The sequence below is a fragment of the Aquabacterium sp. genome (genome assembly GCF_016195855.1).
Taxonomy (GTDB): Bacteria; Pseudomonadota; Gammaproteobacteria; order Burkholderiales; family Burkholderiaceae_C; genus Aquabacterium.
In genome coordinates, this window is sequence record NZ_JACPYU010000012.1 from 137,983 (window position 1) to 164,172 (window position 26,190).

General features: G+C 65.7%; 22 protein-coding genes. 5 read left to right on the forward strand and 17 right to left on the reverse strand.

Going from position 1 to position 26,190, the window contains the following annotated elements; genetic code table 11:
• Window positions 1-17: 17 nt before the first annotated feature.
• Entirely contained in the window at window positions 18-1,607 is a 1,590-nt protein-coding gene (locus tag HY019_RS10705; RefSeq protein ID WP_290691844.1) for an alkaline phosphatase D family protein, read from the reverse strand.
• A 125-nt stretch (window positions 1,608-1,732) separates the two neighbouring features.
• Between HY019_RS10705 and HY019_RS10710 the strand changes: the two genes are divergently transcribed.
• The 4 genes from HY019_RS10710 to HY019_RS10725 all read left to right on the forward strand — a co-directional run bounded on the left by HY019_RS10710 (window position 1,733) and on the right by HY019_RS10725 (window position 5,998).
• Window positions 1,733-2,542 (forward strand): PhaM family polyhydroxyalkanoate granule multifunctional regulatory protein, encoded by an 810-nt coding sequence (locus HY019_RS10710; RefSeq protein WP_290691846.1) that lies wholly within the window; start codon window positions 1,733-1,735, stop codon window positions 2,540-2,542.
• A gap of 31 nt (window positions 2,543-2,573) precedes the next feature.
• Window positions 2,574-3,806, forward strand: coding sequence for an FIST N-terminal domain-containing protein (locus HY019_RS10715; RefSeq protein WP_290691848.1), 1,233 nt, complete (start codon window positions 2,574-2,576; stop codon window positions 3,804-3,806).
• Between the two features lie 127 nt (window positions 3,807-3,933).
• Entirely contained in the window at window positions 3,934-4,410 is a 477-nt protein-coding gene (locus tag HY019_RS10720; protein ID WP_290691850.1) for a hypothetical protein, read from the forward strand.
• A 64-nt stretch (window positions 4,411-4,474) separates the two neighbouring features.
• Window positions 4,475-5,998: an FAD-linked oxidase C-terminal domain-containing protein gene (locus HY019_RS10725; RefSeq protein WP_290691852.1), complete on the forward strand. Its 1,524-nt coding sequence runs from the start codon at window positions 4,475-4,477 to the stop codon at window positions 5,996-5,998.
• Window positions 5,999-6,038: 40 nt separating this feature from the next.
• Here the strand turns inward: HY019_RS10725 and HY019_RS10730 are convergent, their stop codons facing one another.
• The 15 genes from HY019_RS10730 to HY019_RS10800 all read right to left on the reverse strand — a co-directional run bounded on the left by HY019_RS10730 (window position 6,039) and on the right by HY019_RS10800 (window position 21,622).
• Window positions 6,039-6,749: a GntR family transcriptional regulator gene (locus HY019_RS10730; RefSeq protein WP_290691854.1), complete on the reverse strand. Its 711-nt coding sequence runs from the start codon at window positions 6,747-6,749 to the stop codon at window positions 6,039-6,041.
• A complete protein-coding gene (gene hpxZ / locus HY019_RS10735) occupies window positions 6,746-7,156 on the reverse strand; it encodes an oxalurate catabolism protein HpxZ (protein ID WP_290691856.1) in 411 nt (136 codons plus the stop codon). Before hpxZ ends, HY019_RS10730 begins: the two co-directional genes overlap by 4 nt.
• Complete coding sequence (atzF, locus tag HY019_RS10740) at window positions 7,153-9,114, reverse strand: allophanate hydrolase (protein WP_290691858.1); 1,962 nt, start codon at window positions 9,112-9,114, stop codon at window positions 7,153-7,155. Before atzF ends, hpxZ begins: the two co-directional genes overlap by 4 nt.
• Window positions 9,115-9,231: 117 nt before the next feature.
• Window positions 9,232-9,933, reverse strand: a complete 702-nt coding sequence (locus HY019_RS10745; RefSeq protein ID WP_290691860.1) for a cysteine hydrolase — start codon at window positions 9,931-9,933, stop codon at window positions 9,232-9,234.
• Window positions 9,930-11,531 (reverse strand): ABC transporter ATP-binding protein, encoded by a 1,602-nt coding sequence (locus tag HY019_RS10750; protein WP_290691862.1) that lies wholly within the window; start codon window positions 11,529-11,531, stop codon window positions 9,930-9,932. Before HY019_RS10750 ends, HY019_RS10745 begins: the two co-directional genes overlap by 4 nt.
• A 410-nt stretch (window positions 11,532-11,941) precedes the next feature.
• Window positions 11,942-12,637, reverse strand: a complete 696-nt coding sequence (locus HY019_RS10755; RefSeq protein WP_290691863.1) for an isochorismatase family cysteine hydrolase — start codon at window positions 12,635-12,637, stop codon at window positions 11,942-11,944.
• 33 nt (window positions 12,638-12,670) lie between these two features.
• Complete coding sequence (locus HY019_RS10760) at window positions 12,671-13,594, reverse strand: ABC transporter permease (RefSeq protein WP_290691865.1); 924 nt, start codon at window positions 13,592-13,594, stop codon at window positions 12,671-12,673.
• Entirely contained in the window at window positions 13,591-14,736 is a 1,146-nt protein-coding gene (locus tag HY019_RS10765) for an ABC transporter permease (protein WP_290691867.1), read from the reverse strand. Before HY019_RS10765 ends, HY019_RS10760 begins: the two co-directional genes overlap by 4 nt.
• A gap of 15 nt (window positions 14,737-14,751) precedes the next feature.
• Window positions 14,752-15,870 carry a BMP family ABC transporter substrate-binding protein gene (locus HY019_RS10770; RefSeq protein WP_290691869.1) on the reverse strand — a complete coding sequence of 373 codons (1,119 nt, stop codon included), beginning with the start codon at window positions 15,868-15,870 and terminating at the stop codon, window positions 14,752-14,754.
• A 132-nt stretch (window positions 15,871-16,002) separates the two neighbouring features.
• On the reverse strand, window positions 16,003-16,851 hold the full coding sequence (locus HY019_RS10775; protein ID WP_290691871.1) for a DNA-binding domain-containing protein: 849 nt from the start codon (window positions 16,849-16,851) through the stop codon (window positions 16,003-16,005).
• The gene (locus tag HY019_RS10780) at window positions 16,848-17,723 is read right to left on the reverse strand and encodes a DUF692 domain-containing protein (RefSeq protein ID WP_363302716.1); all 876 of its coding nucleotides are present in this window, start codon (window positions 17,721-17,723) and stop codon (window positions 16,848-16,850) included. The genes HY019_RS10775 and HY019_RS10780 overlap by 4 nt, the downstream gene beginning before the upstream one ends.
• Window positions 17,724-17,740: 17 nt before the next feature.
• On the reverse strand, window positions 17,741-18,028 hold the full coding sequence (locus HY019_RS10785; protein ID WP_290691873.1) for a hypothetical protein: 288 nt from the start codon (window positions 18,026-18,028) through the stop codon (window positions 17,741-17,743).
• 113 nt (window positions 18,029-18,141) lie between these two features.
• Window positions 18,142-18,834, reverse strand: coding sequence for a glutathione S-transferase family protein (locus tag HY019_RS10790; protein WP_290691874.1), 693 nt, complete (start codon window positions 18,832-18,834; stop codon window positions 18,142-18,144).
• 80 nt (window positions 18,835-18,914) lie between these two features.
• Window positions 18,915-19,565, reverse strand: coding sequence for a hypothetical protein (locus tag HY019_RS10795; protein ID WP_290691876.1), 651 nt, complete (start codon window positions 19,563-19,565; stop codon window positions 18,915-18,917).
• A gap of 245 nt (window positions 19,566-19,810) precedes the next feature.
• Entirely contained in the window at window positions 19,811-21,622 is a 1,812-nt protein-coding gene (locus HY019_RS10800) for a lipase family protein (protein ID WP_290691878.1), read from the reverse strand.
• Between the two features lie 515 nt (window positions 21,623-22,137).
• Here HY019_RS10800 and HY019_RS10805 point away from each other — a divergent pair.
• Window positions 22,138-23,958 (forward strand): acyl-CoA dehydrogenase C-terminal domain-containing protein, encoded by a 1,821-nt coding sequence (locus HY019_RS10805; protein WP_290691880.1) that lies wholly within the window; start codon window positions 22,138-22,140, stop codon window positions 23,956-23,958.
• 283 nt (window positions 23,959-24,241) lie between these two features.
• Here HY019_RS10805 and HY019_RS10810 read toward each other — a convergent pair whose 3' ends face one another.
• Window positions 24,242-26,047 carry a lipase family protein gene (locus tag HY019_RS10810; protein WP_290691882.1) on the reverse strand — a complete coding sequence of 602 codons (1,806 nt, stop codon included), beginning with the start codon at window positions 26,045-26,047 and terminating at the stop codon, window positions 24,242-24,244.
• Window positions 26,048-26,190: the final 143 nt, after the last annotated feature.

Here is a 26,190-nt window from a genome sequence, read left to right on the forward strand (position 1 = left end):
TATCTGCGCTCAGGCGCTCAGGCCTTGTGGGGCCCGGGCACGCCGCGCTCGACCACGTAGCGGGCCTGCGTGCGCAATCTGGCGTCTGGTCGCACCGGGTGCGGCGTCGAACGGAACTCGCATTGCACCTGCTGGGTTGAGACGTCCAGCAGCAGGTAGCCGCGCTCGTCGCCCCGCATGTGCAGCAAGTCCGGGTTGCTGTTGCGGACCAGGCCGGAGAGGAATTCGCTGAGCCCGCGGCTGGACACCGAGCTGGCGACGAACTCGCTGGCCACGATGGGTGAGTTCAAATCCTGCGGGTTCAGGCGCAGATTGGCCGCCACGTGGCGGTGCACATCCCCGCCCAGGCAGACGACGTCAGGGACGCGCGGCTGCGCAATGGCGGCCATGAGCCGTTCGCGCGCCGCCGGGTAGGCGTCCCAGCCATCGGCATAGACCACCGGGCCAACCGGGGTCCGGATGCCGCCAGGCGCGATTTGCGTGGGCTGGGCGATGAACTTCCAGGCGCGCTCGCTGGAGGCCAGGCCTTCGGCCAGCCAGTACTCCTGCTCGACGCCCATCAGGGTGCGCTCAGGCTGCTCGGCTGCGGCGCAGCGCCACAACGCCCGCCCGCCTTGGGGCGCATGCACCCCATTGCAGACGTGCGGGTCGCGGAACTGGCGCCCGTCGATGGTCCAGATGTCAGCCAGCATGCCCCATTGATAATGCTCGTTCATGCGCATGCTGGCACCGACCGGCGCGCGCGTGGGCGACACGGGCAGGTGCTCGAAGTAGGCCTGGTAGGCCGCCGTGCGCACCCGCAGGAAGGCGTGCTGCTCCTCCAGATCGAGCGAGGTCATGCCGGCATAGTCGTTGACGACCTCGTGGTCATCCCAGACCATCAACCAGGGGTGCGCCGCATGGCAGGCCCGCAGGTCCGCGTCGAGCTTGTAGCTGGCGTGGTGCAGACGGTAGTCGCTCAGGGTGTAATGCGCCTCGTCATCGGGAAACACATGCGGGTGCTGGCGCACCTTGGCGAACGACGGCGCCTCGGTTTCGTAGATGTAGTCGCCCAGAAAGAGCACGAGGTCGATGTCGGCCGCCGCGATCTCGCGGTGGACGGCGTAAAAACCCGTCTCGAAGTGCTGGCAGGACGCCACGGCCATGCGCAGGCGCTCGACGTGCTCGTCTGCCGCCGGCGCCGTGCGCGTGCGCCCGATGGGGCTGATCTGGCCCCCTGCGCGAAAGCGGTAGTAATAGGTGCGCCCCGGGGCCAGGCCGCCCACGTCCACGTGCACGCAATGCGCCGACAAGGGCTCGGCCACCGCGGCGCCATAACGCACGATCTGGTTGAAGCGCTGGTCGGCAGCGACCTCCCACAGCACAGGCACGGCGCGGGCCGGCATCCCGCCGTCGGGCGACATGGGCTTGGGCGCCAGGCGCGTCCACAACACGACGGCATCCGGCCTGGGCTCGCCGCTGGCCACGCCCAGGGTGAACACCTCGCCGGACTCGGCCCAGTTCCCGGCATCGGGCCCCTGGGCGCGTGCCACGGGGGCAAATACCCGCTGCCACGCCAGGGCTGCGGCAAGCTGGCTGAGGCGGGTAAAAAGTTGGCGGCGTTGCATGAAGGCGCCGATTATGCGTTGCAACAAAGTCCAAAGCGCCACCAAAGCATCGCCAAAGCGCGACACCCGAGCCTGCCGGGGGCACAATGGTCTGGCCAATGTGACGACCCCTTCGGGAGACAGCCATGCCCACACGCCCACCGAGCCCGGATCCCACCGGCGCCACTTCAGCCGACCCAGGTGCCAACCCGTTTGCCTCGCTGAGCGCTGGCATGGGCGCAGGCCTTGGCTTCTTCCAGGACTGGATGAAAGCCGCCGGCAGCGCCCTGCCCAATCTGCAAGGCGCAGCGGGTGCAGCGACGTCGGGCATGTCTGCCTGGACCATGCCGACGCTGGACCCGGCCGAGCTGGAAAAGCGGATCCAGGACCTCAAGACCGTGCAGTTCTGGCTGGAGCAGAACGCCCGCATGATCGCCATGACCATCCAGGGCCTGGAAGTGCAGCGCATGACGCTGTCCACGCTCAAGGGCATGAATGTGTCCATGGACGCCCTGCGGGATTCGCTCAAGGCACGCCCGCAGGCCGCCGATGCCAGCCCGCCCCCTGCACGCGCACCGGAACCCGCCGCATCGGGCTCGGATGACGCCCCGGCGGATGACGCACAGGCTGGCGCCGCAGGCCAGGAGGGCGCCGAGCTGATCAACCCCATCCGCTGGTGGGACACCCTCACGCAGCAGTTCACCCACCTGGCCTCGCAAGCGGCGCAGACGGTGGGCGACTCGGTCGGCGAGTCCATGGACCGGATCAAACAGGCCCAGGCCCAGGCGGCCGAACAAGTGGCGGAGTTCGCCGCTGCCCCGGCCAAACAAGCGGGTGCAGCGTCAGCCAAGGCCGGCACCCGAGCGGCCACGAAGTCGACCGGCAAAAAGCCAGGCGCCGGCAAGGCCAAAGCAGCCAGCAGCAAATCGGCACGCGGCACACCGACCTCGTCCTGATCCCCACTGAAAGCCCCATGTGAGTTCACCCATGCGCTTCCTCCACGCCCACGCCATGCACCCCCGGGGTGAGCTGGCGCTGGAGTTGGTTTGGGCGCAACTGGCGTCGCAAGGCGCGCACCACATGGAGGCCACGCTGGGCTGGTGCTACCTCACCGAGGAGCTGGCCGACAGCGCTCAGACCATCCTGGCCAGCCTGCGTGAACGCCTGCCGCATGTGGCCTGGGTGGGCGCGGTGGGTGCCGGGGTGCTGGCCACCGGCGTGGAGTACATCGACGAGCCGGCCCTGGTCGTGATGCTGTGCAACATGCCCATGAGCGACTTCCGGGTGTTCCACGGCCGCCAGCCGCTGGCGCCCAACCACCCGCTGGCAGCGCGCGAGGGCATGTGGCGCGCCCACACGGCCCTGGTGCATGCCGATGGCCATTCTCCCGATCTGCCCGAGCTGATTCAGGAACTGGCCGAGCGCACGGACACGGGCTATGTGTTTGGCGGCGTCAGCGCGGGGCAATCCCAGAGCCTGCACATGGCGATGGACCCGCACGTGCAGGTGCACGGCGAGCCCGACGCACCGCCGCCCAGCGGCATCTGGCATGGCGGCCTGTCGGGCGTGGCCTTCAATGACCACGTGCGGCTGGTGTCCAGGGTGACCCAGGGCTGTGAGCCCATTGGCCCCAAGCGCGAGGTCACCGCGGCCCACCGCAATGTGGTCTATGAACTGGACGGCCTGCCGGCCCTGAACTGCCTGCTCAAGGACCTGGGTGTGCCGGTGACAGTGAGCGAGAGTGACTGGCACCGCGATGCCCTGCCCAAGGTGCGCGCCACCCTGGTGGGCCTGAGCGACGCCGGCAGCGACCTGCTCAGCCACGGCCCGCACTTTGGCGCAGACACCCGCGTGCGGCACCTGGTGGGCCTGGACCCCAGCCGTTATGGCGTGGCCCTCAGCGACCTGGTGGAGCCCGGCATGCAACTGGCCTTCTGCCAGCGCCATGTGGCTGCCGCCCGCCAGGATCTGGTGCGCATCTGCGCCGAGATCCGCGAAGAATTCGACCCGGTCGACCACCCGGGCAGCTCCCCCGTTGGCGCGGTGTACGTGAGTTGCGCCGGCCGGGGCGGGCCCCATTTCGGCGCCCCCAACGCCGAGATGGACATCATCGCCCATGCGCTGGGCGACATCCCCGTGGTGGGCTTCTTCGCCAGCGGCGAGATCGCCCGCCACCACCTCTACGGCTACACGGGCGTGCTCACGGTATTTGGCGGCTGAAACCGACACGGTTTCCCCCTTCTGTGGGCCCCCTTGTGGCTGCACCTCCCGAGGGGATTTTCAAGGCGTGAACGGCCTCGCACACTCCCGGCCGTTGTCTGCAGTTGGACACCAGCCGGAGTACGCCATGATCGCTCGCCCTGTTACCCGCCCCCGCCCCATCCCCTATGCCGAACAGGCACCGGGTGCCAAGTCCACGCGCCCCGTGAGCTGGGCGGCTTCGTCCGGCCCCGCGCCGCTGGCCGGCCTGGAGGCTGCGCCCTCCCCCCGGACCGTTGCCACCCTCCTGGCGCCGCCCGCCCCCGCCCGGCGCTCGCCGGTGCGTGTGGCCGCCAATGACGCGCCCCACCATGCGGCCCACAATGCTGTCCATGTTGCCCCCGCAGCCCCCAGGCCGACAGCCAAACAAGCGGCCGTGCCCACCACCACGGGTGCCCCCGCCAGCGGTGAGATGCTGGCCAAGTTCGTGGGGCATGGCGCGCTGAGCGTGCGCTCGTCCGTCACCGGCCGGCACTACCGCTTCCAGGGCCATGGCGACTGCCAGAAGGTCGACAAGCACGACATGATGATGCTGAGGCGCATCCCCGATCTGATCGTCAGTTGACGACACATTGAGTTGCTTGCGGCGGCCCTCTGCGCAAGGTGCCGATGGGTATAAAGTGATGCCGATGGACACCACGGTCACCCCCACACCCGACGCCACTGCGGCAAGCCGCCCGCAACGACAGCAAGCAGTGGTCAAGGCCCTGCAACGCGTGCTGCCCGAGCGCAACCTGCTGTGGCGCGACGAAGCTGTCACCCCCTTCGAATGCGATGGCCTGAGCGCCTACCGCCAGCGCCCTCTGGTCGTGGCCCTGCCTGAAACCCATGAGCAGGTTGGCGCCGTGTTGCGGGCCTGTCATGAACTGGGCGTGCCCGTGGTGGCACGCGGCGGGGGCACCGGCCTGTCGGGTGGTGCCCTGCCCCACACCATGGGCGTGACGCTGTCGCTGGCCCGCCTCAACCGCATCCTGCACATTGACCCGCTGGCCCGCACGGCCGTGGTCGAGTGCGGCGTGCGCAACCTCGCCATCAGCGAGGCCGCCGCGCAGCATGGCCTGTATTACGCCCCCGACCCCAGCAGCCAGATCGCCTGCACCATTGGCGGTAACGTGGCCGAGAACGCGGGCGGCGTGCATTGCCTCAAATACGGCCTGACCGTGCACAACGTGCTGCGCGTGCGCGGCTTCACGGTCGAAGGCGAGGTGTTGGAGTTGGGCAGCGAAGCCCTGGACGCCGCGGGCCTGGACCTGCTGGCCGCCTTCATCGGCAGCGAAGGCCTGCTGGGTGTGGCCACCGAGATCACCGTGCGCCTGCTGCCCAAGCCGCAGGTGGCGCGCTGCCTGATGGCCAGTTTTGACGACGTGGGCAAGGCCGGTGACGCCGTGGCCGCCATCATCGCCGCCGGCTTGATCCCCGCCGGCCTGGAGATGATGGACAAGCCCATGACCGCAGCGGTCGAAGACTTTGTCCACGCCGGGTATGACCTGGACGCCGCGGCCATCTTGCTGGTGGAAAGCGACGGCAGCCCCGAAGAGGTCGATGAAGAAATCGAGCGCCTGCGCGCCGTGCTGCAACAAGCCGGGGCGACCAAGCTGGACATCAGCGAAGACGAGGCCCAGCGCCTGCGTTTCTGGAGCGGGCGCAAGAACGCCTTCCCCGCCACGGGCCGCATCAGCCCGGACTACCTGTGCATGGATGCCTCCATCCCGCGCAAGGCCCTGGCCACCATGCTGGCCGCGATCAACGAGATGCAAGGCACCTACGGGCTGCGTTGCGTGAACGTCTTCCATGCGGGCGACGGCAACATGCACCCGCTGATCCTGTTTGATGCCAATGACCCGGATCAGCTCAAGCGGGCCGAGGCCTTTGGCAACGACATCCTGCGCAAGGCCGTGCAACTGGGTGGCAGCATCACCGGTGAACACGGTGTGGGCATTGAAAAGCTCGATGCCATGTGCACGCAGTTCACCGATGCCGAGCGCGAGCAGATGCTGGCCTTCAAGGCGGCGTTCGACCCCAAGGCCATGCTCAACCCGGGCAAGATGATCCCGATGCTGGCGCGCTGCGGGGAGTTGCGGCCGGGGCCTGGCCAAGGGCTGGGGCAGACGCCGGCCTTGCGTGAGGCCCTGGCTGACCTGCCTCGGTTCTGAAGCCTGCCGGCACGCCACGGCCGCACCGTTTCACTCGGCATCACGCCCCGGCTGCAATCCTTTGCCTGGCCTGGTAGAGCATGTCCAGCGTGATGTGCCGCACCTCGGCCTTGCTTTGGGCCACGTGGGCCTTGAGCAGGCGCAAGGCCTCATCGGTGCGACGGCGCGTGATCGCGCGCAGGATGCGGGCGTGCTCGTCGTAGGTGGCCTCGACGCGCGCGGGCTTGGTGAAGTCCAGGCGGCGGATGATGCGGATGCGCTCGGTGATGTCCTCGTGCACGCGGATCATCTCGGCGTTGCCCGTGGATTGCACCAGCGCCGAATGAAAGGCCTCGTCGAGCTTGTCCACGGTGATGAAGGCGGTCTGACGCTCGTGCGGCTTGATGAGCCAGATGTCGGCCAGCTCCTTGAGCACGGGGCGATCCTCGGCCTCGCACAGCCGGGCCACGGCATGGGTCTCCAGCAACACGCGCAGGTCATAGAGCTGGTCGAAGGTCTCGAAATCCAGCGGGGCCACCTGCCAGCCACTCTTGGGGAACACCAGCAGGAAGCCCTCTCGCTGCAGACGCTGCAAGGCCTGCCTGAGCGGCGTGCGGCTGACTTGCACCTGGTTGGCCAGGTCGCTCTCCGAGAAGCGATCCCCGGGCAGGAGCGCGAAGTCAAAGATCAACTGCTTGATCTGCGCATAGACCCGCTCGGCCAGGGTCACATTGGGCAAGGAGGTCGGGTGGGTAAGGGCTACCAGTTTCATGAAGACGCGCCGGGTTGGAAGGGCACCATGCTGACGTGCGCGGACACGATGCGCCAGCCTTCTGGCAGACGCACCCAGGTCTGCGTCTGAAAACCATGCAGGTCGGTGTCGCTGCGCTTGAACTCGCACATGGCCACGGCCATGTCGGGCCCGAAGGCGGTGATGCGCACATCATGCAGTGTGCGCGTGAAGTCGGGCGCGGGCACGGCTGCACGGTAAGCCACCAGGGCATCATGGCCCAATTGCCGGTCCTGGATGCCATAGCGGGTCACGGCCGGGTGGCGCCAGAAGTAGGCATTGAGTGCCTCGGCGTCATTGCGCATCAACGCTGATTCATAGTCCAGGAAGATGCGGGTGACTTCCTGCACCACATCGTGCAGATTGACCTGTGCTTGCCCCAGCGTCATGCGGCTCTCCTGTCTGCATCGGCTGCGGCGCTTTGCGCCTTCACATGGGCCATGTAGGCACGCCAGCCGCCGAAGTGGCTGATGTCCTGCGCACCGGACAGGCCGCAAGGCTCGCAGATGAAGCCCTTGACCCAGGTGCCGTCGGCCAACTCGACCGAGCCCAGGCCCAGCGGTGGTGGGATCAAGGCCAGGAAGGAGCCAATGCTGGACAGGGGCAGCGCATACACCTCCAGCTCGATGGCATGCCCCTCTTCTGGCGGGGCATCGTCCGGCACGCGCGCCAGCCCTGGCTTGGGCGGAACCGTACCGGGCAAGGCATGCAGGCGATAGCGGGGCGCCGTCTGGGTGGCCGCCAGCAAGCGGGCTTGGCGCTCGACCAGTTGCCCGTGCAAGGGCATGCCACTGAGGTGGGCACCCACCACGGCCAGGGCCATCACAGGCTCGGACGCAATCGGGCAGCCGGTAGGCAGGCTCAACTCGCTGTCTGTCGCCGCAGGCAAACCGTGCCCCAATGCGCAGACATTGTCTGGGCCCTTGGCCAGCCCCTCACCCCCGGCACCCGCGATGCAAGCGCTCGCGGCCTGCCAGCACGCGCCGAGGTCCAGCAAGGCCGCATCAGCGCCACCCGGGCCGATCAAGGTGATGCCAAAAGGCAGGCTGCCTGCGGTGAAGCCCGCCGGCAAGGCCAGCGCAGACAGCCCCAGCAGGTTGACGAAGTTGGTATAGGTGCCCAGTTGCGCGTTGCGGCCGACGGGGTCGGCTTGCACGCTCGCGGTGCTTGGCATGGTGGGCGCAGTGGGCACCATCAGCACATCGATCTGGCCCCACACCGGCTGGGCCAATGCGGCCAGCTCGCGCAGGCGGTACAGGCCCTTGAAGGCAGACACCGCGTCATGCCGATGGGCGCCATCGATGATGCCGCGCACCACCGGGTTCATCGCATCTGCCTGCTGCTCGATGAAGCTGGCGATGGCGGCGTAACGCTCGGCCACCCAGGGGCCTTCGTACAAGAGCCTGGCCACAGCCGTGAAAGGCTGCATGTCCACCGGCACCAGGCTCACGGGCCAGGGCGAGCCATCGGGCTCTTTGAGCATCGCCCATTGGGCCTTGGCTTGCTCGAAGGCAGCAGCGTAGTCGGCATCACCAAAGAACTCGGGCGACACGGGCACCCCCACGCGCAGCGGGTGCGGCAATCTGGGCAATTGCGGCGTGAAGGTGTTGAACACGGGCTGGCCCGCCATCGGGCCCTGCACCACGTGCAAGACGCGCGCGGCATCGGACGCCGTCAAGGTGAACACAGAGACGCAGTCCAGGCTCTTGCACGCGGGCAGCACGCCATGCGTGGGCACCAGGCCAGGCGTGGGCTTGAGCCCCACCAGGTTGTTGAAGCCCGCCGGCACGCGGCCGGAACCGGCCGTGTCGGTCCCCAGCGCGAAAGGCACCTCGCCACGCGCCACCACCACGGCCGAGCCCGAGCTGGAGCCCCCGCTGACATGAGCCTCGCTGAAGGTGGAGGCAGGCGCGCCATAAGGCGAGCGCTGCCCCACCAGGCCGGTGGCGAACTGGTCCAGATTGGTCTTGCCCACCACGATGGCACCGGCGGCCATCAGGCGGCGCACCACCTCAGCGGACTCGGCTGGCTCATGGGCGAAGGCCGGGCAGGCCGCCGTGGTGGGCAGGCCGGCCACATCGATGTTGTCCTTGACCGCAAAGGGCACGCCGTACAGCGGCAGGCTGGCAGGCGATTGCCCTTGCAAGGCATCGAGTTGGGCTTGCAGGAAGGCCTCGCTGGCGCGGGTGATCCAGGCCGGGTCTTGCGCCATGGGCGTGGCTTGCCAGCGTGCCCACAGGCCGGCGATGACCTGCGCAGGCGTGAGGCGGCCATCGCGGTAGGTGGCCAGCAGGCCCGCGATGGTGGCGGGGACGGCGTCGACAGGTTGAACGGTGGTGAAGGACATGCTCGGTGGCGTCTTGATGAAAGGCTGCACGGCAAAGGGAACGGAAGGCAAGGCGATGGATGAGGTGTTGTGGGAGCGAGGTTGAAGCGAGGTTGAAGTGACAGGGCTACATGGCGTTCACGCGGTGCGTACCGCGGCCACGGGTTCCAGCACCGAGGCCATGGCAGACAACAAGCCCTCGCTCGGCGCCGTCCAGCCCACGATGGCGCCTTGCGCGCGGATCATGTCCAGCGCAGCTTGCTTGAAGGCGGGGAAGTAGCTCTCGGTGCCGTCCTCAACAAGCAGGCAGTCGTAGCCGCGGTCATTGGCTTCGCGCATCGTGGTCTGCACGCACACCTCGGTGGTCACCCCCATCACGATGAGGTGGGTGATCTCGCGCACGGTGAGCGCCTCGTTCAGGCAGGTCGCATAGAACGCGCCTTTGCCGGGTTTGTCGATGACCAGCTCGCCCTCGATGGGTGCCAGTTCGGGGATGATGGCGTGACCCGGCTCACCTCGGATCAGGATGCGCCCCATGGGGCCGGCATCACCAATGCGCAATGTGGGTGCGCCCCGGTTGAGCTTGGCGGGCGGGCAGTCCGACAGGTCGGGCTTGTGGGCCTCGCGGGTGTGCACCACCCAGCCACCCATCTCGCGCCAGGCCTGCAGCACGCGCTGGCAGGTGGGCACGATGGCCTGCAGCAGGCTCACGTCATTACCCAGCGAGGCACCAAAGCCACCGGGCTCGACGAAGTCGCGCTGCATGTCGATGATGAGCAGCGCCGTGTGCCGGATGTTGAACGTGAAATCAAAGGGCTGGGCGTGAACGGTGGTGATCATGCGACCTCCGGGACAGGATGATGGTGGTGCGCACCGCCCATGAAGGCGCCGAGCACATGGCGATCGGCCTCGCGGGCATCGCACTCGTGCACGATGCGGCCCTCGCTCATGACCACGATGCGGTCGGCCAGCTTGAGCAACTCGTCCAGGTCTTCGCTGACCAGCAGCACGGCTCCACCCTTATTGCGCACGGCCATGATGCGGCTGTGGATCTCGGCCACGGCGGCGAAGTCCAGGCCGAACACGGGGTTGGACACGAGCAGCACATCGACCTGGCCATCGAGCTCGCGGGCCAGCACGGCACGCTGCACATTGCCGCCGGACAAGGAACGGATGGGGGCGTTTTCACCCTGGGTCTTGACCTTGTAGGCCGCAATCAGCTCGCGCGCCTTGTCACGCAGCAGGCTGCCGCGCATCCAGCCCATGCGGGCCACAGGCGCCTGGTCAAAGCGGCGCAGGCCAATGTTGAGTGCCACGCTCAAATCGCCCACACAGGCATTGCGCAAGGGCTCTTCAGGCAGGCTGCGCACATTCAGGCGCTGGTTCTGCTCGCGCCGCGCGTGGTAGCGCTCATCGGCCATCCAGACCTCGCCAGATTCGCGGTCACGCTGGCCAACCAGAGCCTCCATCAACTCGCGCTGGCCGTTGCCCGACACCCCCGCGATGCCCACGACCTCGCCGCCACGCACCTGCAGGGACAGGTCGTGCACGGCGCGCTCGCCCCGGTCACCGGCCACGCACAAGCGGTTCACGCGCAGACGCAAGGGCGCTTGGGGGAAAGGCTCGCGGGGCATGTCTTCAGCCGCCATGGACGCCGCCGTGGTGGCGCCGGCACTCAGGCCCATCATCTCGGCACCGAGCAAGGCAGGCGTGGTCTCGGCCACGCGGTGACTGCCCATGAGTTGCCCGCGGCGCAGCACGCTGACGTCGTCGGCCACTTCCATCACCTCGCGGAACTTGTGCGAGATCATGATGACGCTGACCTCACCGGCATGTGCGCGGTCACGCAAGGCGCCCAGCACCTCGTCGGCCTCTTGCGGGGTCAGCACCGAGGTGGGTTCATCCAGGATCAGCAGGCGCGGCTTGAGGAAGAGCTGCTTGAGGATTTCGAGCTTCTGCTTTTCGCCGGCGGACAGGTCCATGGGGCGGGCATCGAGGTCGAGCTTGAAGGGGGTGGTGGCCATGAAGGCTTCCAGCTCTTGCCGGACTTTGCGCCAGGGCACGATGGCGGGCAGCTCGCCCTTGGCCAGCAGGAGGTTCTCGGCCACGGTCATGCCGGGCACGACGGTAAAGTGCTGGTAGACCATGCCGATGCCGAGGTGGCGCGCGACGACGGGCGAGGTGATGGCGTGTTCGCGGCCATCGATCAGCACGGCGCCGTCGTCGGGCAGGTGGTAGCCCACGATGGCCTTGACCAGGGTGCTCTTGCCTGCGCCGTTTTCACCGAGCAAAGCGTGCACGGTGCCTGGGCGCACGTCGATGGAGACGTTGTCCAGTGCGGTGAAGCTGCCGAAGCGTTTGGTGAGCTGGTAGGTGGACAGGGCCAGGGCGCCTGTTTTGGGGACAGGCTGCAGGCTGGGATCGAGGGGAGCGGTCATGAGTGGCTTGCTCCTTTGGGATGGCTGGGCACGCCCGGTCTGTTTTGATGGGGATGGGGGTGCGGTGAAGACGGGGCATGCCACTGGGGCGCACGGCTACGCTCATGTCCCCCGGAATGGGCATGGCCCATTCCTCCTCCTTTACTTTGCTTCGCCGTGCACCCCAGTGGCCTACCCCTCACACCGCGGTGGGGGTGGGAGGGGTAGTTGCAGAGCGAAGGCGCTGCCAGAGCGTGTCGCTGCCGTGAGGCTTGGCTGGATAGCGCAGCGAAGTAAAGGGGGAGGTCAGGCGCAGCCTGGCCGGAGGACATGAGCGGAGCTGTCCAGCCAAGCCTCACGGCCTGCTCGACCGCCAAAGCCCCCTGAGCGGAGCGTTCAAAACAGATCATGTCCACGCACTCCAACCCACATCAAAGCGACTGCAACGCCTTGATCACAGCCTTGGAATCAGACACTGCACCAAACACCCCACCCTGCATCTTGATCATCGAGAACGCAGCCGCATGGTTGTTCGGATCGGTGGCCCCCGTACAGTCCGTCAACATCACGCACTCGAACCCACGGTCGTTGGCGTCCCGCATCGTCGTGTGCACACACACATCCGTCGTGATGCCCGTCAGGATCACGTTCTGGATACCCTTGGTGTGCAGGATCAGTTCCAGATCCGTCGCATAAAACGAGCCCTTGCCCGGCTTGTCGATGATGGGCTCCCCATCGATGGGATACAGCTCAGGAATGATGTCCCAGCCCGGCTCGCCCCGCACCAGAATGCGCCCACACGGCCCCTCATCGCCAATGCCAACGCCATTGGTCCCGATCTGGCGGGAACGCCAGCGCTTGTTCGCCGGCAAGTCACTCAAATCCGGCCGGTGGCCCTCCCGCGTGTGGATCACCAACATGCCCACTTGCCGCGCCACCGCCAGCAAAGCCTTGATGGGCTCGATCGGTGCGCGGGTCAAGGACAGGTCATAACCCATCTTGTCCACATAGCCTCCCACACCACAGAAGTCCGTCTGCATGTCGATGATGATCAAGGCCGTGTTGGACGGGCGCAGATCGCCGTTGTATGGCCAGGCATAGGGCTGGGCATCCACATAGGTACTCATGAACACTCCTTCAAGCTGACAAGGCAAAGGCCCTCAACGCGACACACCCAGCTCCATCGGCGCGCCTTGCAAGGCTTGCTTGGGGCTGCAGGTCCACACCAGGATCAACAGGGTCAGGGCATAGGGCATGGCATTGAACAAGTGGTAGCCCCAGCCTATGCCCACCGATTGCAGTGCCGGGCCCAAGGCCCCTGCACCACCAAACAACAAGGCCGCGCCCAGGCAGGCCATCGGGCGCCAGCGCGCAAAGATCACCAGGGCCACGGCGATCAAGCCCTGCCCGCTCGACAAGCCCTCGTTCCAGCTGCCCGGGTAATACAGCGACAAGGAAGCCCCGCCGATGCCCGCAATGAAGCCGCCTGCCGTGGTCGCCAGCACCCGCACCGTGTTGACCGAGTAACCCAGTGCCCGCGCTGCATCACTGCTGTCACCGGCCATGCGCACGATCAGCCCCCAACGCGTGTCGGCCAGGGCCCAGGCCATCAAGGCCGCCAGCAACACGCCGATCGGGAACAAGGCATTGATGCGCAGCGCTGCCTGCACCTGCGCCGAATCACTCCACATGCCCAACTCGATGGACGGGATCTGCGCGGCCTGCGGCTGGATCAAAGGCTTGCCCAGATAAAAGGCCAGGCCCGCCCCCAGCAGCATCAAGGCGATGCCGGTGGCGATGTCGTTCACACGCGGCAGCGAGCACAAGAGTCCATGCAACATGGCCAGCAAGGCCCCTGCCACACCGGCCAGCAGCACCCCGGCCCACGGCGAGCCCGTCAGGTAGCTGCCCGCAAAGCCCGCCATGGCCGACAAGACCAGCACGCCTTCCAGGCCCAGGTTGATGCGGCCGGATTTTTCCGTCAGGCACTCGCCCAGGCTCACAAACAGAAAGGGCGTGCCCACGCGGATGGCCCCGCCCAGCACGGCCACGGCCACATCGCCCCACAAAGATGCGTCACTCATGCAGCCTCCTGACGTGCGGCGTCCAGCGCCGCCTGCTCTCGTGCCAGGCGGGCACGACTGGTTTCATGGGCGACGCGCTCGGCGCGCACAGCCTGTTGCCTGACCATCCACTCACCCATGCGACCACGCAGGGCTTCACTGGCCAGGATCAACACAAAAGCAAAGCCTTGCAGCACCAGCACCGACGCATCGGGCAAGTCAAGCCGGCGCTGCAGCAAGCTGCCAGCCGACCCGAAGCCACCGAACAGGATGGCCACGGGGATCACAGCAAACGGGTTGTGGCGGGCTACGAAGGACACCAGGATGCCCGTGTAGCCCAAGCCCGCGATCAGCGAAGCATTGGCGTTGGTATGTACCGCCGCCACCTCGATGCCACCCGCCAGCCCAGCACAGGCCCCACCCAGGCCACAAGCCGTGATGATGAGCCGGTGGCTGGGCAAGCCCACCAGCCGCGCCGCACGGGCATTGCCCCCCACCACCCGCGTGGCAAAACCATGCGTGGAGCCAAACAGCCACAGGCCCGCCACCACACAGGCCACCGCGCCCCACACCAGGCCCCAGTGCACCTCGTAACCCGGCAGCAGGCCCAACAGATTGCGCTCATTCAAGGGCAAGGTAGAGGGTTTGTTCAAGCTACTGGGGTCCTTCATAGGGCCCTCCACAAAGTGCTTGAACAGGCCAATGGCCAGGTAGCTCATCAGCAGGGAGCCGATGGTTTCGTTCACGCCGCGGTATTGGCGCAGCACACCGGCCAGCGCAATCCAGGCACCACCGGCCAGTGCACTGGCCAACAGCACCAGCACGGTGCCCATGACACCCGCGGGCGGGGCAAACAGGTAAGGCAGGCCCGCACAGGCCAGCCCACCCAGCACCAGCGCCCCCTCGCCACCAATCACCATCAGGCCGGCACGCTGCGGGATCGCCACGCACAAGGCCGTCAGCATCAGCGGTGCGGCACGCTGCAGGGTGTTCTGCCATGAGAAGGCATCACCGAAGGCCCCCTTGAACAGCAGCAGCCAGGTCTCGGTCGGGCTGGTGCCACCCAGCCACACAAAGCCGCCAAACAGCAGCACCGCGCCAGCCAACGCCAGCACAGGCAAGACCACGCTGTCGAACACCACGGCCACGCGTGAATCACTCATGGGGCACCCCGCTTGTCAGACCTTGCCGATCACACCTTCAACCAGGTAGTTCATGCCCTCCAGCGCCGGGTCGATCTGCTTCATCGTGGTGCCCTTGGGGATCACGACCTTGCCGGTGTTGTCCTTGATCTCACCCTTGAAGATCTCGAACTCGTCCTTGAGCATGGCGGCCTTGATGGCATCGGCCTGCTTGCGCGCGCCATCGGGCACCATCGGCCCATATGGCGAGGTCTTGACGAAGCCTTCCTTCAGCCCACCACGCAGGAAGTTGGGGTGCGGCTTGCCGGTGCGCGCCGCGTCCACGATCTGCTTGTAGGGCGTGACCCAGTTCCACTCGGCACCCGTCAGGTAGGCATTGGGCGCGAGCCTGGCTTGCGAGGCGTGGTAGCCGCACACGAACTTGCCGCGCTTGGCCGCGGTTTCGACGATGACCTTGGGGCCGTCCACGTGCATGGTGAACACGTCCACACCCTGGTCAGCCAGGCTGTTGGTGGCCTCGGCCTCTTTCACCGGCATGGACCAGTCACCCGTGAAGATGACCGAGCAGGTGATGTCCGGGTGCACCGAGCGCGCGCCCATCGTGAACGCGTTGATGTTGCGCAGCACCTGCGGGATGGGCTTGGCCGCCACGAAGCCGATCTTCTTGGACTTCGTCATGTGGCCAGCGATCACGCCGTTCAGGTACTGGCATTCGTCGATGTAGCCAAAGAAGCTGCCCACCGTCTTGGGGTGCTTGGCCGCGTCCCACATGCCGCCGCAATGCGCAAAGCGCACATCGGGGTTCTTCTTGGCCACCTCCAGGATGTGCGGGTTGAAGTAGCCGAAGGAGGTGGGGAACAGCAGCGTGGCGCCGTCCTGCGAGATCATGCCCTGCATGGTCTTTTGCACAGCCTGGGTTTCAGGCACGTTTTCTTCACCGACGATCTTGATGCCAGGCATCTTCTTGATCTCGGAGGCGGCTTCGTAGTGCGACTGGTTGTAGCCGAAGTCATCCTTCGGCCCGACGTAGATCATGCCGATCGTCAGCGGTTTCTGGGCCATCACCAGGTCGGACCAGCCCCCGAGCGCCAACCCGGCCCCCGTTGCACCGACACCCTTGATCCACGTCCGACGATTCCATTGATCCATAGCCATGCGTCTCTCCTTGCACCAGTCTGTTGCGCAACCCATCTCCCGTGCACCGCCTTGAGGCGGCGCTGACATACCGGGTGATGTACAGACTGGTATACAAGCAATGGCTATGCCTGATCCTTGGATCGCCAGGCGCTACGTGGTCTCCGCCTTGAAGGACTGCAAGATGCCGTCGTCGATCCAGCGGCGCAACAGGCTGGACGCCAGCATGGCCACGTCCGCTTCGGGGAAGCGCTCGGCCAGCAGGGCGCAGATGTCACCAAATGGGCGGCCCAGCAGCATGGCCGTCAAGGCCACGTCCTCCTGAGGGGTCACGCTGCGAAAATGGGGGCGCTCGTCTTGCCGCCAGACAAGCACCCCCATCGGCGCCGGCAAGGCCTGGGCCTCGGGGACGTCTTCGCCCTGGTCCAGGGCATGCCACAGGCTCAGGGTGTTGTGCTGCATGGTCAGCACGGCCACACAGGGCTGCGCCTCCAGCATCACCTCGCCCCAGGCCTCGGCGGGCACGGCGGCCAGATCAGCCAGGGTCGCCACAGGCTGATCGGCCGCATCGAAGGCCCGCCGCAAAGACCAGTCCAGGCTGGCCAGCTCGGCCACCTCGGGGTGGTCGCCCGCCCCCGCCGCAGCCAGGCGGTCGCCCCCCAACCAGTCCGGCCACATCTGGCCATACCACCGCAAGTTGGCATGACGAGACGGGTGCTGCTCGATGAAGGCCAGCGCCAGGTGGTTGAACCACCCGTCACCCAGGTAGCTCAGGGTATGGCCAAAGGTGTCGCGCATGGTTTCCAGCAAGCGCGCACGGTAGGCATGGTGGTAGATGCCCAGGCGGCGTGCGCTGCTCAAGGCGCCGCTTGCTTGCACATCGGCCAGCGCGGCCGCATCGCTCGAGACATCACTGGCGACATCACCCGCCAGCACATACGCCTGCATGCGCGCCTGGATGGCCGCCAGATCGCCGCCCGCTTCGATGACCTCGGTGTTCATGCCGCCTCCTTCCAGGCGCCAGCCGCCATCCGCCGCGCCTGGTCCAGCTCATTGATCAGTTCAGGCAAAGGCGGGATGTGGTCATCGCGCTCGATCATCGTGGCCACATGACCAAAGCGCCGGCATGCATGCGCATACAAGGCCCACACCGGGTCGGACACGGGTTGGTCGTGCGTATCGATGATGTGGTCGCCGTTGTGCGAATGCCCTGCCAGGTGCATCTGCTGCACACGGTGCGCGGGCATGCGGTCGATATAGCCCATGGCATCAAAGCCATGGTTCACGCTGCTCACGTAGATGTTGTTGACATCCAGCAGCAGCAGGCAGTCAGCGCGCTCGCACACGGCAGCGACAAAGTCCCACTCGCTCATGTGCGACTGCTTGAAGTTCACGTAGCTGGAGACGTTCTCCAGCACCAGCCGCCGGCCCAGCACATCCTGGACCTGGCGCACATTGCGCACCACCACGTCCAGCGCCTCATCGGTATAGGGCAAGGGCATGAGGTCATGCACTTGACGACCGTGCACGCCCGTCCAGCACAGGTGGTCCGACACCCACAGGGGCTGCACGTGGTCCACCAGTTGCTTGAGCTGCTGAAGGTAGGCCCGATCGGGGCCCTCTACAGAGCCGATCGACAAGGCCACGCCATGCATGGCCATGGGGTAGTGCGCGCGGATGGCGTCGAGCATGCGCAGAGGCTTGCCGCCTGGCACCATGTAGTTGTCGCTGAGGATCTCCAGCCAGTCCACGCGTTGTGGCTGCGCCAGAAAGTCGGCGTAGTGCGCCGTGCGCAGGCCCAGCCCGAAGCCGGGCGAAGGCTGCGTCAGGCGCCCATGGGCCCAAGCGTTGTCAGCAGCACGGAACATGCTCATGATCGCGCCCGCCCGCTTTACTTGGCGTCGATATCGCCGATGGTGCCGCCCTTCATGAAGCAGGCCTTGGCATCCAGCGCCTTGAAGCCATGGCCCTTGCAGGCGTTCTGGCCCTTGCACGCATGTTCAGCGGTCTTGCAATCGCTGTTGCCCTTGCAGCTGTGCACGCCGTAGCAATGCACCTTGTCGCTGGCGGCCACGGCGCCCCCCATGCTGCCTGCAGGGGCGTCAGCGGCGAACACGGCGGTGCTCAGGGCCATCAGGGCGGCAGCGGCGGCCAGGGAAGCGGAAGTACGTTGGGTCATGTTGATTTCTCCGTAAGGTCAGGTGTTGAAGTGATTCCCCGGCAGCTTTGTTCGCCGGGGACATTGAGTAGTCGACGAGACCGCCCAGTCCTTACACCCTTACGGAAAAATCTTCAGCCTGGATTCACGCGCAGGTCTTCCAGCAAGGTGCCGTACATCAAACAGGCCTCGTCATGACCCGGCTCACGCCAGGGTTCGGCCAGCCCGGCTTCGTACCATTGCTGCATGGCGGGCAGGGCCAGCAGGCGCTGCACATAGGCCTGCGCCAGTGGCGACAAGGTCAAGCCATAGGTCTGGATGCGGAAAGCCACAGGCGCATAAAAGGCATCCACCGCGGTGAAGGCCGCACCTGCCAGGTAGGGCCCGCCAAAGCGCGTCAGCCCCTGACGCCAGAGCTCATCAAGCCGGGCCAGATCAGACTGGATGCGGGCCAGGGCAGCCTCATCCAACTGAACGCGCAGGCCACAGTTCATCGAGCAGACCTCGCGGAGCTCACCAAAGCCCGAGTGCATCTCGGCTGCCGCACAGCGCGCCCAGGCACGGGCATCGGCCCGCTCGGGCCAGACACCGGCGTGGCGCTCGGCCAGGTATTCGGCAATGGCCAGCGAATCCCACACCACCTCGCCCGCCTGATGCAGGCAAGGCACCTTGCCGGTGGGAGAAAACGACCTGAACGTGGCCCAGTTGGGCCCGGCCGCGAAAACCTGCAGGTGCTCCTGGAAGGGCAGCCCCAGTTGCTTGAGCAGCACCCAGGGGCGCAGGGACCACGATGAGTAGTTCTTGTTGGCGATGAAGAGGTCGTACACACCAGCTCCCGAAGTTGTTGCGCTTCGGGCAGAGCTTAGCGCGCTCTGGTTCGGACCGCACCTTGGCGCGGGCACGTTCTTTATTGCTGCCGGCCCTGCGAAGCTGCCGCAGCCGCATCAGCGGTGCTCGCCAGGCGCGCTGTTTCAGCCGCCGCACGCTTGCCGCGTGCCTGCGCATCGGGCTCGGCGTCATTGAGCAGCCCCGTCAGGATGCGCTTGGCTTCGGTGAGGTCCATCTCGCCATTGGTGATGCGCACCGGCAGCTCACCGATCAGTTGCTCGGCCAGCTCCTTGCGACGGGCCTTGTCCGGCGACTGGGACATGCCCTCCCACAGCTCCAGCTGCTTGTTGAAGCGCAGGAAATTGACCAGGCGCGTGAGCTCGCGATCGGGGTCCCCTGCCTGCTGCGAGACGCCCTTGAGCATCTGCCACTCCAGCGCAGAAACGAACGATGGCCGCTCCTTGACGGGGCCCACGATGGGCTTCAAACCAGGCTGCTTCTCCAGCTCCTTGGCCGCCTCCTGCTGGCGCTCCTGCATCACCTTGGTCTCGACCTCAATCTGGGCTGCCGTCATCGTGCTGCTGGCCGGCACCTGCGCGGCCATGGCCTGAGAAGCGCCCGGCGAGGCGTCGGTCACGCGGCCGGCGTCTTCCGGACTGGGCGAGCGCGACCACCACATCGCCGCTGCCGCCACCACCGCCACGGTGCCTGCGACCGCAACCCACTTCATGTTCGAATTGTTTTCCAGATGAACTTGTGCCATTTTCAGACCTGTCTGTTTGCAACGATGACGTCCAGCCCAGTTTGATCGGACACGCCCCACGGGTTCCTGAGCAGTAACCCGAAATCGGGCCCTTGCCCCCCGAGAACGAGCGGGAATGCAAGCCGACACACACCGAGGCCACGCGCCAAAGAAAAAGCCCACCCGGGCAAGCCGGGCGGGCTGAACATCAACTACTCAGGATCGAAAAGCGATCAGTAAGAAGTCGGTGCGGGCGGGTTCACGGTGAACGAGTAGGTCTGGCCCGAGCCGGACATCATGGCCGACAGGATGGCCGAGATGAAGCAACCCTTGACTTGCGGGAAGGTGGTGGTGCCAGAGAAGTTCAGGCCGTTACCCAGCGCAGACACAGGACCGTCGAAGTCCAGAGGGAAGGCCACGGGCGTGACCGTCTTGCACTCGCCAACAGGGATACCCGACACCGAGGTGATCGAGATGTCAGCGTAGGCCTTGCCATGCACGTGCAGCTTGCCAGCGTTGTCCAGCGAAGCGGTGCCGGTGGTGGCGCCGTTCGGGGTGACCTTCATGCCGATTTGCGAACCGATGCCGATGATCTTCAGCGATTGCTTGAAGTCAGGCACGCTCAAGGTACCGTTGAGGGTCTTGGCGGTGATGTCGGTCGTGGCCGTGAAGGTCGAGGCAGCCGGCAGGTACACGGTCTGGCCCAGGGTCTTCAGACCAACGGTTGCGGTCAGCGGCCAGGCGTCCAGCTTCACGATGAAGTTGCTGCCAGGCGCGGTGTTGGTGTTGGTGGGCGTGGGGTAGCCAGTGGTGTTGGTCGCGCAGGAGCTGGGAGCAGCCTTGCCGGCAAAACGGTCGGCCATCCAGGCCAGCGCCTTCGGAGCAGCCTGGAACTGGGTCACGATGTGCTCGCTGGGGTACAGGTCGAACTGGACCTTGCCGCCATTGGCGCAGTAGTAGCGCTTGAGGTCGATGTCCTGAGCCAGGGGGATGAACTCGTCAGCCTTGCCGTGGTACTGGTACATCGGCACGGTCAGTGCGCTCTTGCCCAGGTTCTGCTGGTTCAGCGTGGCTTCGACGGCCGGCACGCCCAGGATGTCGTCCAGGGTGATACCGGTGGGGTCAACCGTGAACTGCGACAGGGTCTTGTTCTGCAGATCGAACAGGGCCGTGAACACGCATTCGGTCTTCAGCTTGGCGATCTGGGCCTTGCCGTCAGCGCTGGCCAGCAGGTTGAAGTTCTTGCCGATGGTGCCGGGGTATTGCACGCCCAGGCCAGCCACGCCGGAAGCCAGGAAGGCGGCGCCCAGGTTGCCGTCCAGGAAGTGGGCGGCAGCGATGAAGTTGGCGGGGATGCCACCAGCGGCCACACCGGCCACCTTCAGGTCAGGTGCGTAGGTGGACAGCACTTCGGCAGCCCAGGCAGCCGATTGACCACCTTGCGAGAAGCCCCAGATACCGACCGGTGCGGTCGCGGAGATGCCAACCGAAGGAATCGCGGTGGCGGCCTTGAAGATGTCCAGAACGGCATTGCCTTGCGACTGGCCGGACAGGTAGGTGGACTCGGTGCCAGTCAGGTAACCAGCGTAGTCGGACACCAGCACAGCGTAGCCAGCCTTCAGGGCGGCGTTGATGTTGGCGTTTTCATATTCGTTGCTGCCAGCGGCGAACTGACGCGAAGGGGCGCAATCCTGAGCCAGGCCTTGCGTGCCCACGGCGTACAGGATCACGGGACGAGCGCCCGTGCCCGACCAGGCGGTCGTGGGCACCAGCACGGTACCGGACACGGCGTTGGGCTTGCCGAGCGAGTCAGTGGACTGGTACAGCACGTTGAAGGCCTTGGTGGCCGGGGCGCCGGCGCCCAGGTTGACCGTGGCAGGACGGTACTGGATCAGGTCGCCATGGGCGCCGCCCAGAACGGCTGGGTTGGTGTAGAAAGTGGCGTCGGAAGGACCAACGACGGGGGCGGCATAAGCAGACGACACCGCCAGGGCGATGGCGGCCAGGGGCACGCTCAGAACGGTCTTGCGCAGGGTACGGATCATGTGTCTCTCCATGTGAAGCTTGGCGATTTATCGAACGCCAACAATCGGTTAACTGTCACCGTTAGTCTCTCGAACTGTTGCAGGCTGAACGAATAGGGTTTTTGCGCGACTGGCGGGAAATCCACCCCAAACCCCGTGATCGCGGGAGATACAAAACGCCCCAATCGGCTTGGGTTCCCCCTCTCCCCCGAGAGGGTTAACCCAGAAAAAGCCCCCTTCTAACCCCCTCAAAAAGCCTGTCCGACAAGCGCCTGCGCGCCCCATCCGGACAGCGCCAAACCGCACCACAAACCGCCCACCGCGCCGCGAAACAGCCCCTTTGATTCAGGGGGACACACAGGCTGAAGTGCCAAAACCCGCACGATCGTGCGCAATGACTTGCCACAAGCGGCCGACTCTGGGGTATAAACGCGTCCTGATTCGAACGACCGTTTGAAAAGAACGATCGTTCTAAAAGCAACCATTCCCCCAACAGCGCCACTCGACTCTGGCGCCCGACCGAACCGAGGTGACATATGCCGCAGTACAAGGCCCCTTTGCGCGACGTGCGCTTCCTGCTCAACGAAGTGTTTGACTACAGCGCGCACTACGCCCAGCAGCCCAATGCCGAAGACGCGACCCCCGACATGGTTGACGCCATCCTGGAAGGCGCTGCCACCTTCTGCGAAGAAGTGCTGGCCCCGCTGAACCTGTCGGGCGACCAGGAAGGCTGCACCTTCAAGGACGGCGAAGTCACCACCCCCAAGGGCTTCAAGGAAGCCTACGCCGAGTACGTGGCCGGCGGCTGGCAAGGCATCTCCCACCCCAAGCAGTACGGTGGCCAGGAGCTGCCCATGTCGCTGAACCTGCTGAAATCGGAAATGATGGGCACGGCCAACTGGTCGTTCACCATGTACCCCGGCCTGAGCCTGGGTTGCATGAACACCATCTTCCAATTCGGCACCGAAGCCCAGAAGAACACCTACATGCCCCCGCTGGTTTCCGGCGAGTGGACGGGCACCATGTGCCTGACCGAACCCCAGTGCGGCACCGACCTGGGCCAGGTCAAGACCAAGGCCGAGCCTCAGGCTGACGGCACCTACAAGATCACCGGCACCAAGATCTTCATCTCCGCTGGCGAACACGACCTGGCCGAGAACATCATCCACATCGTGCTGGCCCGCCTGCCCGACGCCCCCAAGGGCACCCGCGGCATCTCGCTGTTCATCGTGCCCAAGTTCCTGGTGAACAAGGACGGCTCGGTGGGCGAGCGCAACACCGTGGCCTGCGGCGCCATCGAGCACAAGATGGGCATCCGCGCGTCCGCCACGGCCGTGCTGAACTTCGACGGCGCCACCGGCTTCATGATTGCCGAGCCCAACAAGGGCCTGGAAGCCATGTTCACCTTCATGAACACCGCCCGCATCGGCACCGCCGTGCAGGGCCTGGCTCACGCCGAGCTGTCGTACCAAGGCTCGCTGCCCTACGCCAAGGAGCGCCGCTCCATGCGCGCCTTGTCGGGCAAGAAGGACGGCGACCAGGTGGCCGATGCCCTGATCTGGCACGCCGACGTGCGCCGCATGCTGCTGACGCAACGTGCCGTGGCCGAAGGCGCCCGCTCGATGATCTACCACGCTGCCAAGCTGGCCGACAACATGGTCGCGGGCGTGGCCGAAGGCAACAAGGCCAAGTACGAAGAGTTCGACGACCGCCTGGGCTTCTACACCCCCATCCTCAAGGGCTTCATCACCGAGATGGGCCTGGAGTGCGCCAACATCGGCATGCAGGTCTTTGGTGGCCACGGCTACATCAAGGAGCACGGCATGGAGCAAATCGCCCGTGACGCGCGCATCTCCACGCTGTACGAAGGCACCACCGGCATCCAGGCACTCGACCTGCTGGGCCGCAAGGTGCTGCTGCAGACCCGCGGCAAGTGCATCAAGGAATTCACCAACGAGATGATTGCCCAGGCCAAGCCCCACCTGCTGGACGGCGGCCCCATCGGCAAGATGGCTCGCCTGGCCTTCAAGCGCGCCATCCAGTGGAAGATGCTGACCCTGCGCATCATGCTGCGCGCCGCCAAGGACCGCGATGTGGTCAGCGCCGCCTGCAACGACTACCTGATGTACTCGGGCTACGCCATGATGGGCCACTTCTGGCTCAAGCAGGCCCTGGTGGCCAACGAGAAGCTGGCCAAGGGTGGCAAGGACTCCGCCGAGTTCTACAAGGCCAAACTGCAAACGGCCGAGTTCTACTTCGACCGCCTGCTGCCGCGCGCCGATGGCCACAAGAAGGCCATGCTGGCACCCACCAGCTCGCTCATGCAGATGGACAAGGAACACTTCAGCTTCGTCTGATCGCACACACGCACACGGCCTCCCGCCGTGTCGCCTCAAGCCCGCCACGGCCTCCAGCCCGGCGGGCTTTTTCATGGGCCTGACCGGATCGCTCGGCCCATGAAAAAGCCCCGGGGCGCCTTGCGCTCACCCCGGGGAACAGGAGCGTGGAGAAAAAGTACAGGGGTCGGGCCGGCCGCCACACGGGGCTTCACAGCAGGCGCCACGGAGAAGTGACAGTTAACCAGGCGTTCGATGTCGCCGGCCCGATGGTTCGGCCATGTCAGCCGATCAGCTCAGCCCATCAGTTGTCCACCGGGGCCGGTGGCGTGATGGTGAAGGTGAACTGCTGGCCACTGCCAGACACCAGCGCGGTCAGGATGCCCGAGATGAAGCAGCCCTTGATCTGCGGGAAGGTGGTCGAGCCCTTGAAGATCAGGTTGCCATTGCCAAAGGACGCGATGGGGCCGTCGAAGTCCAGCGGGAAGACCACGGGCTCGACCATCTTGCACTGCCCGAAGGGGATGCCCATCAACGAGGTGATGGTGATGTTCATCGGCACCGAACCGTGCACGTGCAGGATGCCGTCGTTGTCCAGCGAGACCGTGCCCGTCATGTCGGCAGCCGGCTTGATGCTCATGCCGGTCGAGAAAGGGATGCCGATGATCTTGACCGGGTAGGCGAAGTCAGGAATGTTGACCTGGCCCACGATCTTCTTGGTCGACAGGTTCACGTTGGCCGTGAAGGTCGAGGTGTCGGGCTCAGGGAAGTCCTGCATCAGGGTCTTCAGGTGCACATTGGAGGCCAGCTTCCACTTGTCCATCTTGACGATGAAGTCGCCGCCGTTCGGGGTGGCGTTGGTGGAGGTGGGGTCACCCTTGGTGGTCGAGCAGGTGCTGGGCGCAGCGGTACCGGCGAAGCGATCGGCCATCCACGACAGGACCTTGGGCGCGGCCTGCGTCATGGTGGCGATGTGCTCGCTGGGGTAGAGGTCAAAGGCCACCGGCGTGCCCAAGGCGCAGTACTTCTTCTTCAGCGCCATCTCCTGGTCCAGCGGGATGAACTCGTCAGCCTGGCCATGGAACTGGTAGAGCGGCACATTGATCTTGGTATTGCCCAGGTTCTGCGCATTGAGGGTGTCGGCCACGGCGGGCACACCCAGGATGTCGTCCAGCGTGGTGTTGGCCGGGTCATTCGTGTACTGAGACAAGGTCTGGTTCTCGTGCTCGAACAAGGCCTGGAACACGCACTCGGTCTGCAGCTTGCTCAACTCGGCCTTGCCAGACGCGCTGGCCAGCAGGTTGAAGTTGCGGCCGATGGTGTTGGGGTACTGCACGCCCAGGCCCGACACGCCGGACGCCAGGAAGGCAAAGCCGATGTTGCCGTCCAGGTTGCGTGCCGTGCGCATGAAGTCGCCCGGCACGCCACCGGCCGCCACACCCACCACCTTCAACTCAGGGGCGTAGGTGGACAGCAGTTCACCCGCCCAGGCCGCCGTCTGGCCACCTTGCGAATAGCCCCAGATGCCCAGCTTGGACGTCATCGAGAAGCCCACCGAGGGGATGTTCGTGGCCGCGCGGAACAAGTCCAGCACGGCCTGCCCCTGCGACTTGCCCGACAGGTAGGTGGCCTGCTGACCATTGAGGTAGCCAGCGTAGTCCGACACCAGCACGGCGTAGCCGGCCTTCAGCGCGGCCACGATGTTGGCGGCCTCGTAGTCCTTGCCCACTTCGAACTGCCGCGAAGGCGAGCAGCCACTGGCCAGGCCATGGGTACCGATCGCATAGACCAGCACCGGGCGGGTGCCGCCACCGGCGTAAGCCGTCGTCGGCACGATCACCGTGCCGGACACCGCATTGGGCTTGTTGAGCGAATCGGTCGATTGGTAGACAACGTTGAAGGCCTGGGTCGACGGTGCCCCCGTGCCCAGGTTCACCGTCGTGGGGCGGTACTGGATCAGGTCACCGGCCTTGCCGGACAGGCCGGCGGGCACGTTGTAGAAGGACGCATCGGATGGGCCGACGGGCGCGGCCCAGGCTGACGACACCGCCAGCGCCAGGACGGCCACAGGCACGGTCAGGACGGATTTGCGAAGCAAGTTGTTGATCATGTCTCTCTCCAGATAAACAAGGCGGCTTATCAGGCCACCGACAATCGATTAACTGTCAACGTCAGTCTGAAGAACTGGCACATCAGAAACGCAGAGGGTTTATGCCGAGCTGTCAGGCAATCACCCCGAAACCCCCGTAAATA

What these genes read in the sequence shown, in the direction of transcription:
- HY019_RS10785 (WP_290691873.1), bottom strand. Translation starts at nt 18,028, where the DNA reads ATGACCCAACGTACTTCCGCTTCCCTGGCCGCCGCTGCCGCCCTGATG.
- atzF (WP_290691858.1), bottom strand. Translation starts at nt 9,114, where the DNA reads ATGTCCTTCACCACCGTTCAACCTGTCGACGCCGTCCCCGCCACCATC.
- HY019_RS10765 (WP_290691867.1), bottom strand. Translation starts at nt 14,736, where the DNA reads ATGAGTGATTCACGCGTGGCCGTGGTGTTCGACAGCGTGGTCTTGCCT.
- HY019_RS10780 (WP_363302716.1), bottom strand. Translation starts at nt 17,723, where the DNA reads ATGAGCATGTTCCGTGCTGCTGACAACGCTTGGGCCCATGGGCGCCTG.
- HY019_RS10795 (WP_290691876.1), bottom strand. Translation starts at nt 19,565, where the DNA reads ATGAAGTGGGTTGCGGTCGCAGGCACCGTGGCGGTGGTGGCGGCAGCG.
- HY019_RS10810 (WP_290691882.1), bottom strand. Translation starts at nt 26,047, where the DNA reads ATGATCAACAACTTGCTTCGCAAATCCGTCCTGACCGTGCCTGTGGCC.
- HY019_RS10775 (WP_290691871.1), bottom strand. Translation starts at nt 16,851, where the DNA reads ATGAACACCGAGGTCATCGAAGCGGGCGGCGATCTGGCGGCCATCCAG.
- HY019_RS10745 (WP_290691860.1), bottom strand. Translation starts at nt 9,933, where the DNA reads ATGATCACCACCGTTCACGCCCAGCCCTTTGATTTCACGTTCAACATC.
- HY019_RS10715 (WP_290691848.1), top strand. Translation starts at nt 2,574, where the DNA reads ATGCGCTTCCTCCACGCCCACGCCATGCACCCCCGGGGTGAGCTGGCG.
- HY019_RS10750 (WP_290691862.1), bottom strand. Translation starts at nt 11,531, where the DNA reads ATGACCGCTCCCCTCGATCCCAGCCTGCAGCCTGTCCCCAAAACAGGC.
- HY019_RS10770 (WP_290691869.1), bottom strand. Translation starts at nt 15,870, where the DNA reads ATGGCTATGGATCAATGGAATCGTCGGACGTGGATCAAGGGTGTCGGT.
- HY019_RS10800 (WP_290691878.1), bottom strand. Translation starts at nt 21,622, where the DNA reads ATGATCCGTACCCTGCGCAAGACCGTTCTGAGCGTGCCCCTGGCCGCC.
- hpxZ (WP_290691856.1), bottom strand. Translation starts at nt 7,156, where the DNA reads ATGACGCTGGGGCAAGCACAGGTCAATCTGCACGATGTGGTGCAGGAA.
- HY019_RS10725 (WP_290691852.1), top strand. Translation starts at nt 4,475, where the DNA reads ATGGACACCACGGTCACCCCCACACCCGACGCCACTGCGGCAAGCCGC.
- HY019_RS10730 (WP_290691854.1), bottom strand. Translation starts at nt 6,749, where the DNA reads ATGAAACTGGTAGCCCTTACCCACCCGACCTCCTTGCCCAATGTGACC.
- HY019_RS10805 (WP_290691880.1), top strand. Translation starts at nt 22,138, where the DNA reads ATGCCGCAGTACAAGGCCCCTTTGCGCGACGTGCGCTTCCTGCTCAAC.
- HY019_RS10710 (WP_290691846.1), top strand. Translation starts at nt 1,733, where the DNA reads ATGCCCACACGCCCACCGAGCCCGGATCCCACCGGCGCCACTTCAGCC.
- HY019_RS10760 (WP_290691865.1), bottom strand. Translation starts at nt 13,594, where the DNA reads ATGAGTGACGCATCTTTGTGGGGCGATGTGGCCGTGGCCGTGCTGGGC.
- HY019_RS10705 (WP_290691844.1), bottom strand. Translation starts at nt 1,607, where the DNA reads ATGCAACGCCGCCAACTTTTTACCCGCCTCAGCCAGCTTGCCGCAGCC.
- HY019_RS10720 (WP_290691850.1), top strand. Translation starts at nt 3,934, where the DNA reads ATGATCGCTCGCCCTGTTACCCGCCCCCGCCCCATCCCCTATGCCGAA.
- HY019_RS10755 (WP_290691863.1), bottom strand. Translation starts at nt 12,637, where the DNA reads ATGAGTACCTATGTGGATGCCCAGCCCTATGCCTGGCCATACAACGGC.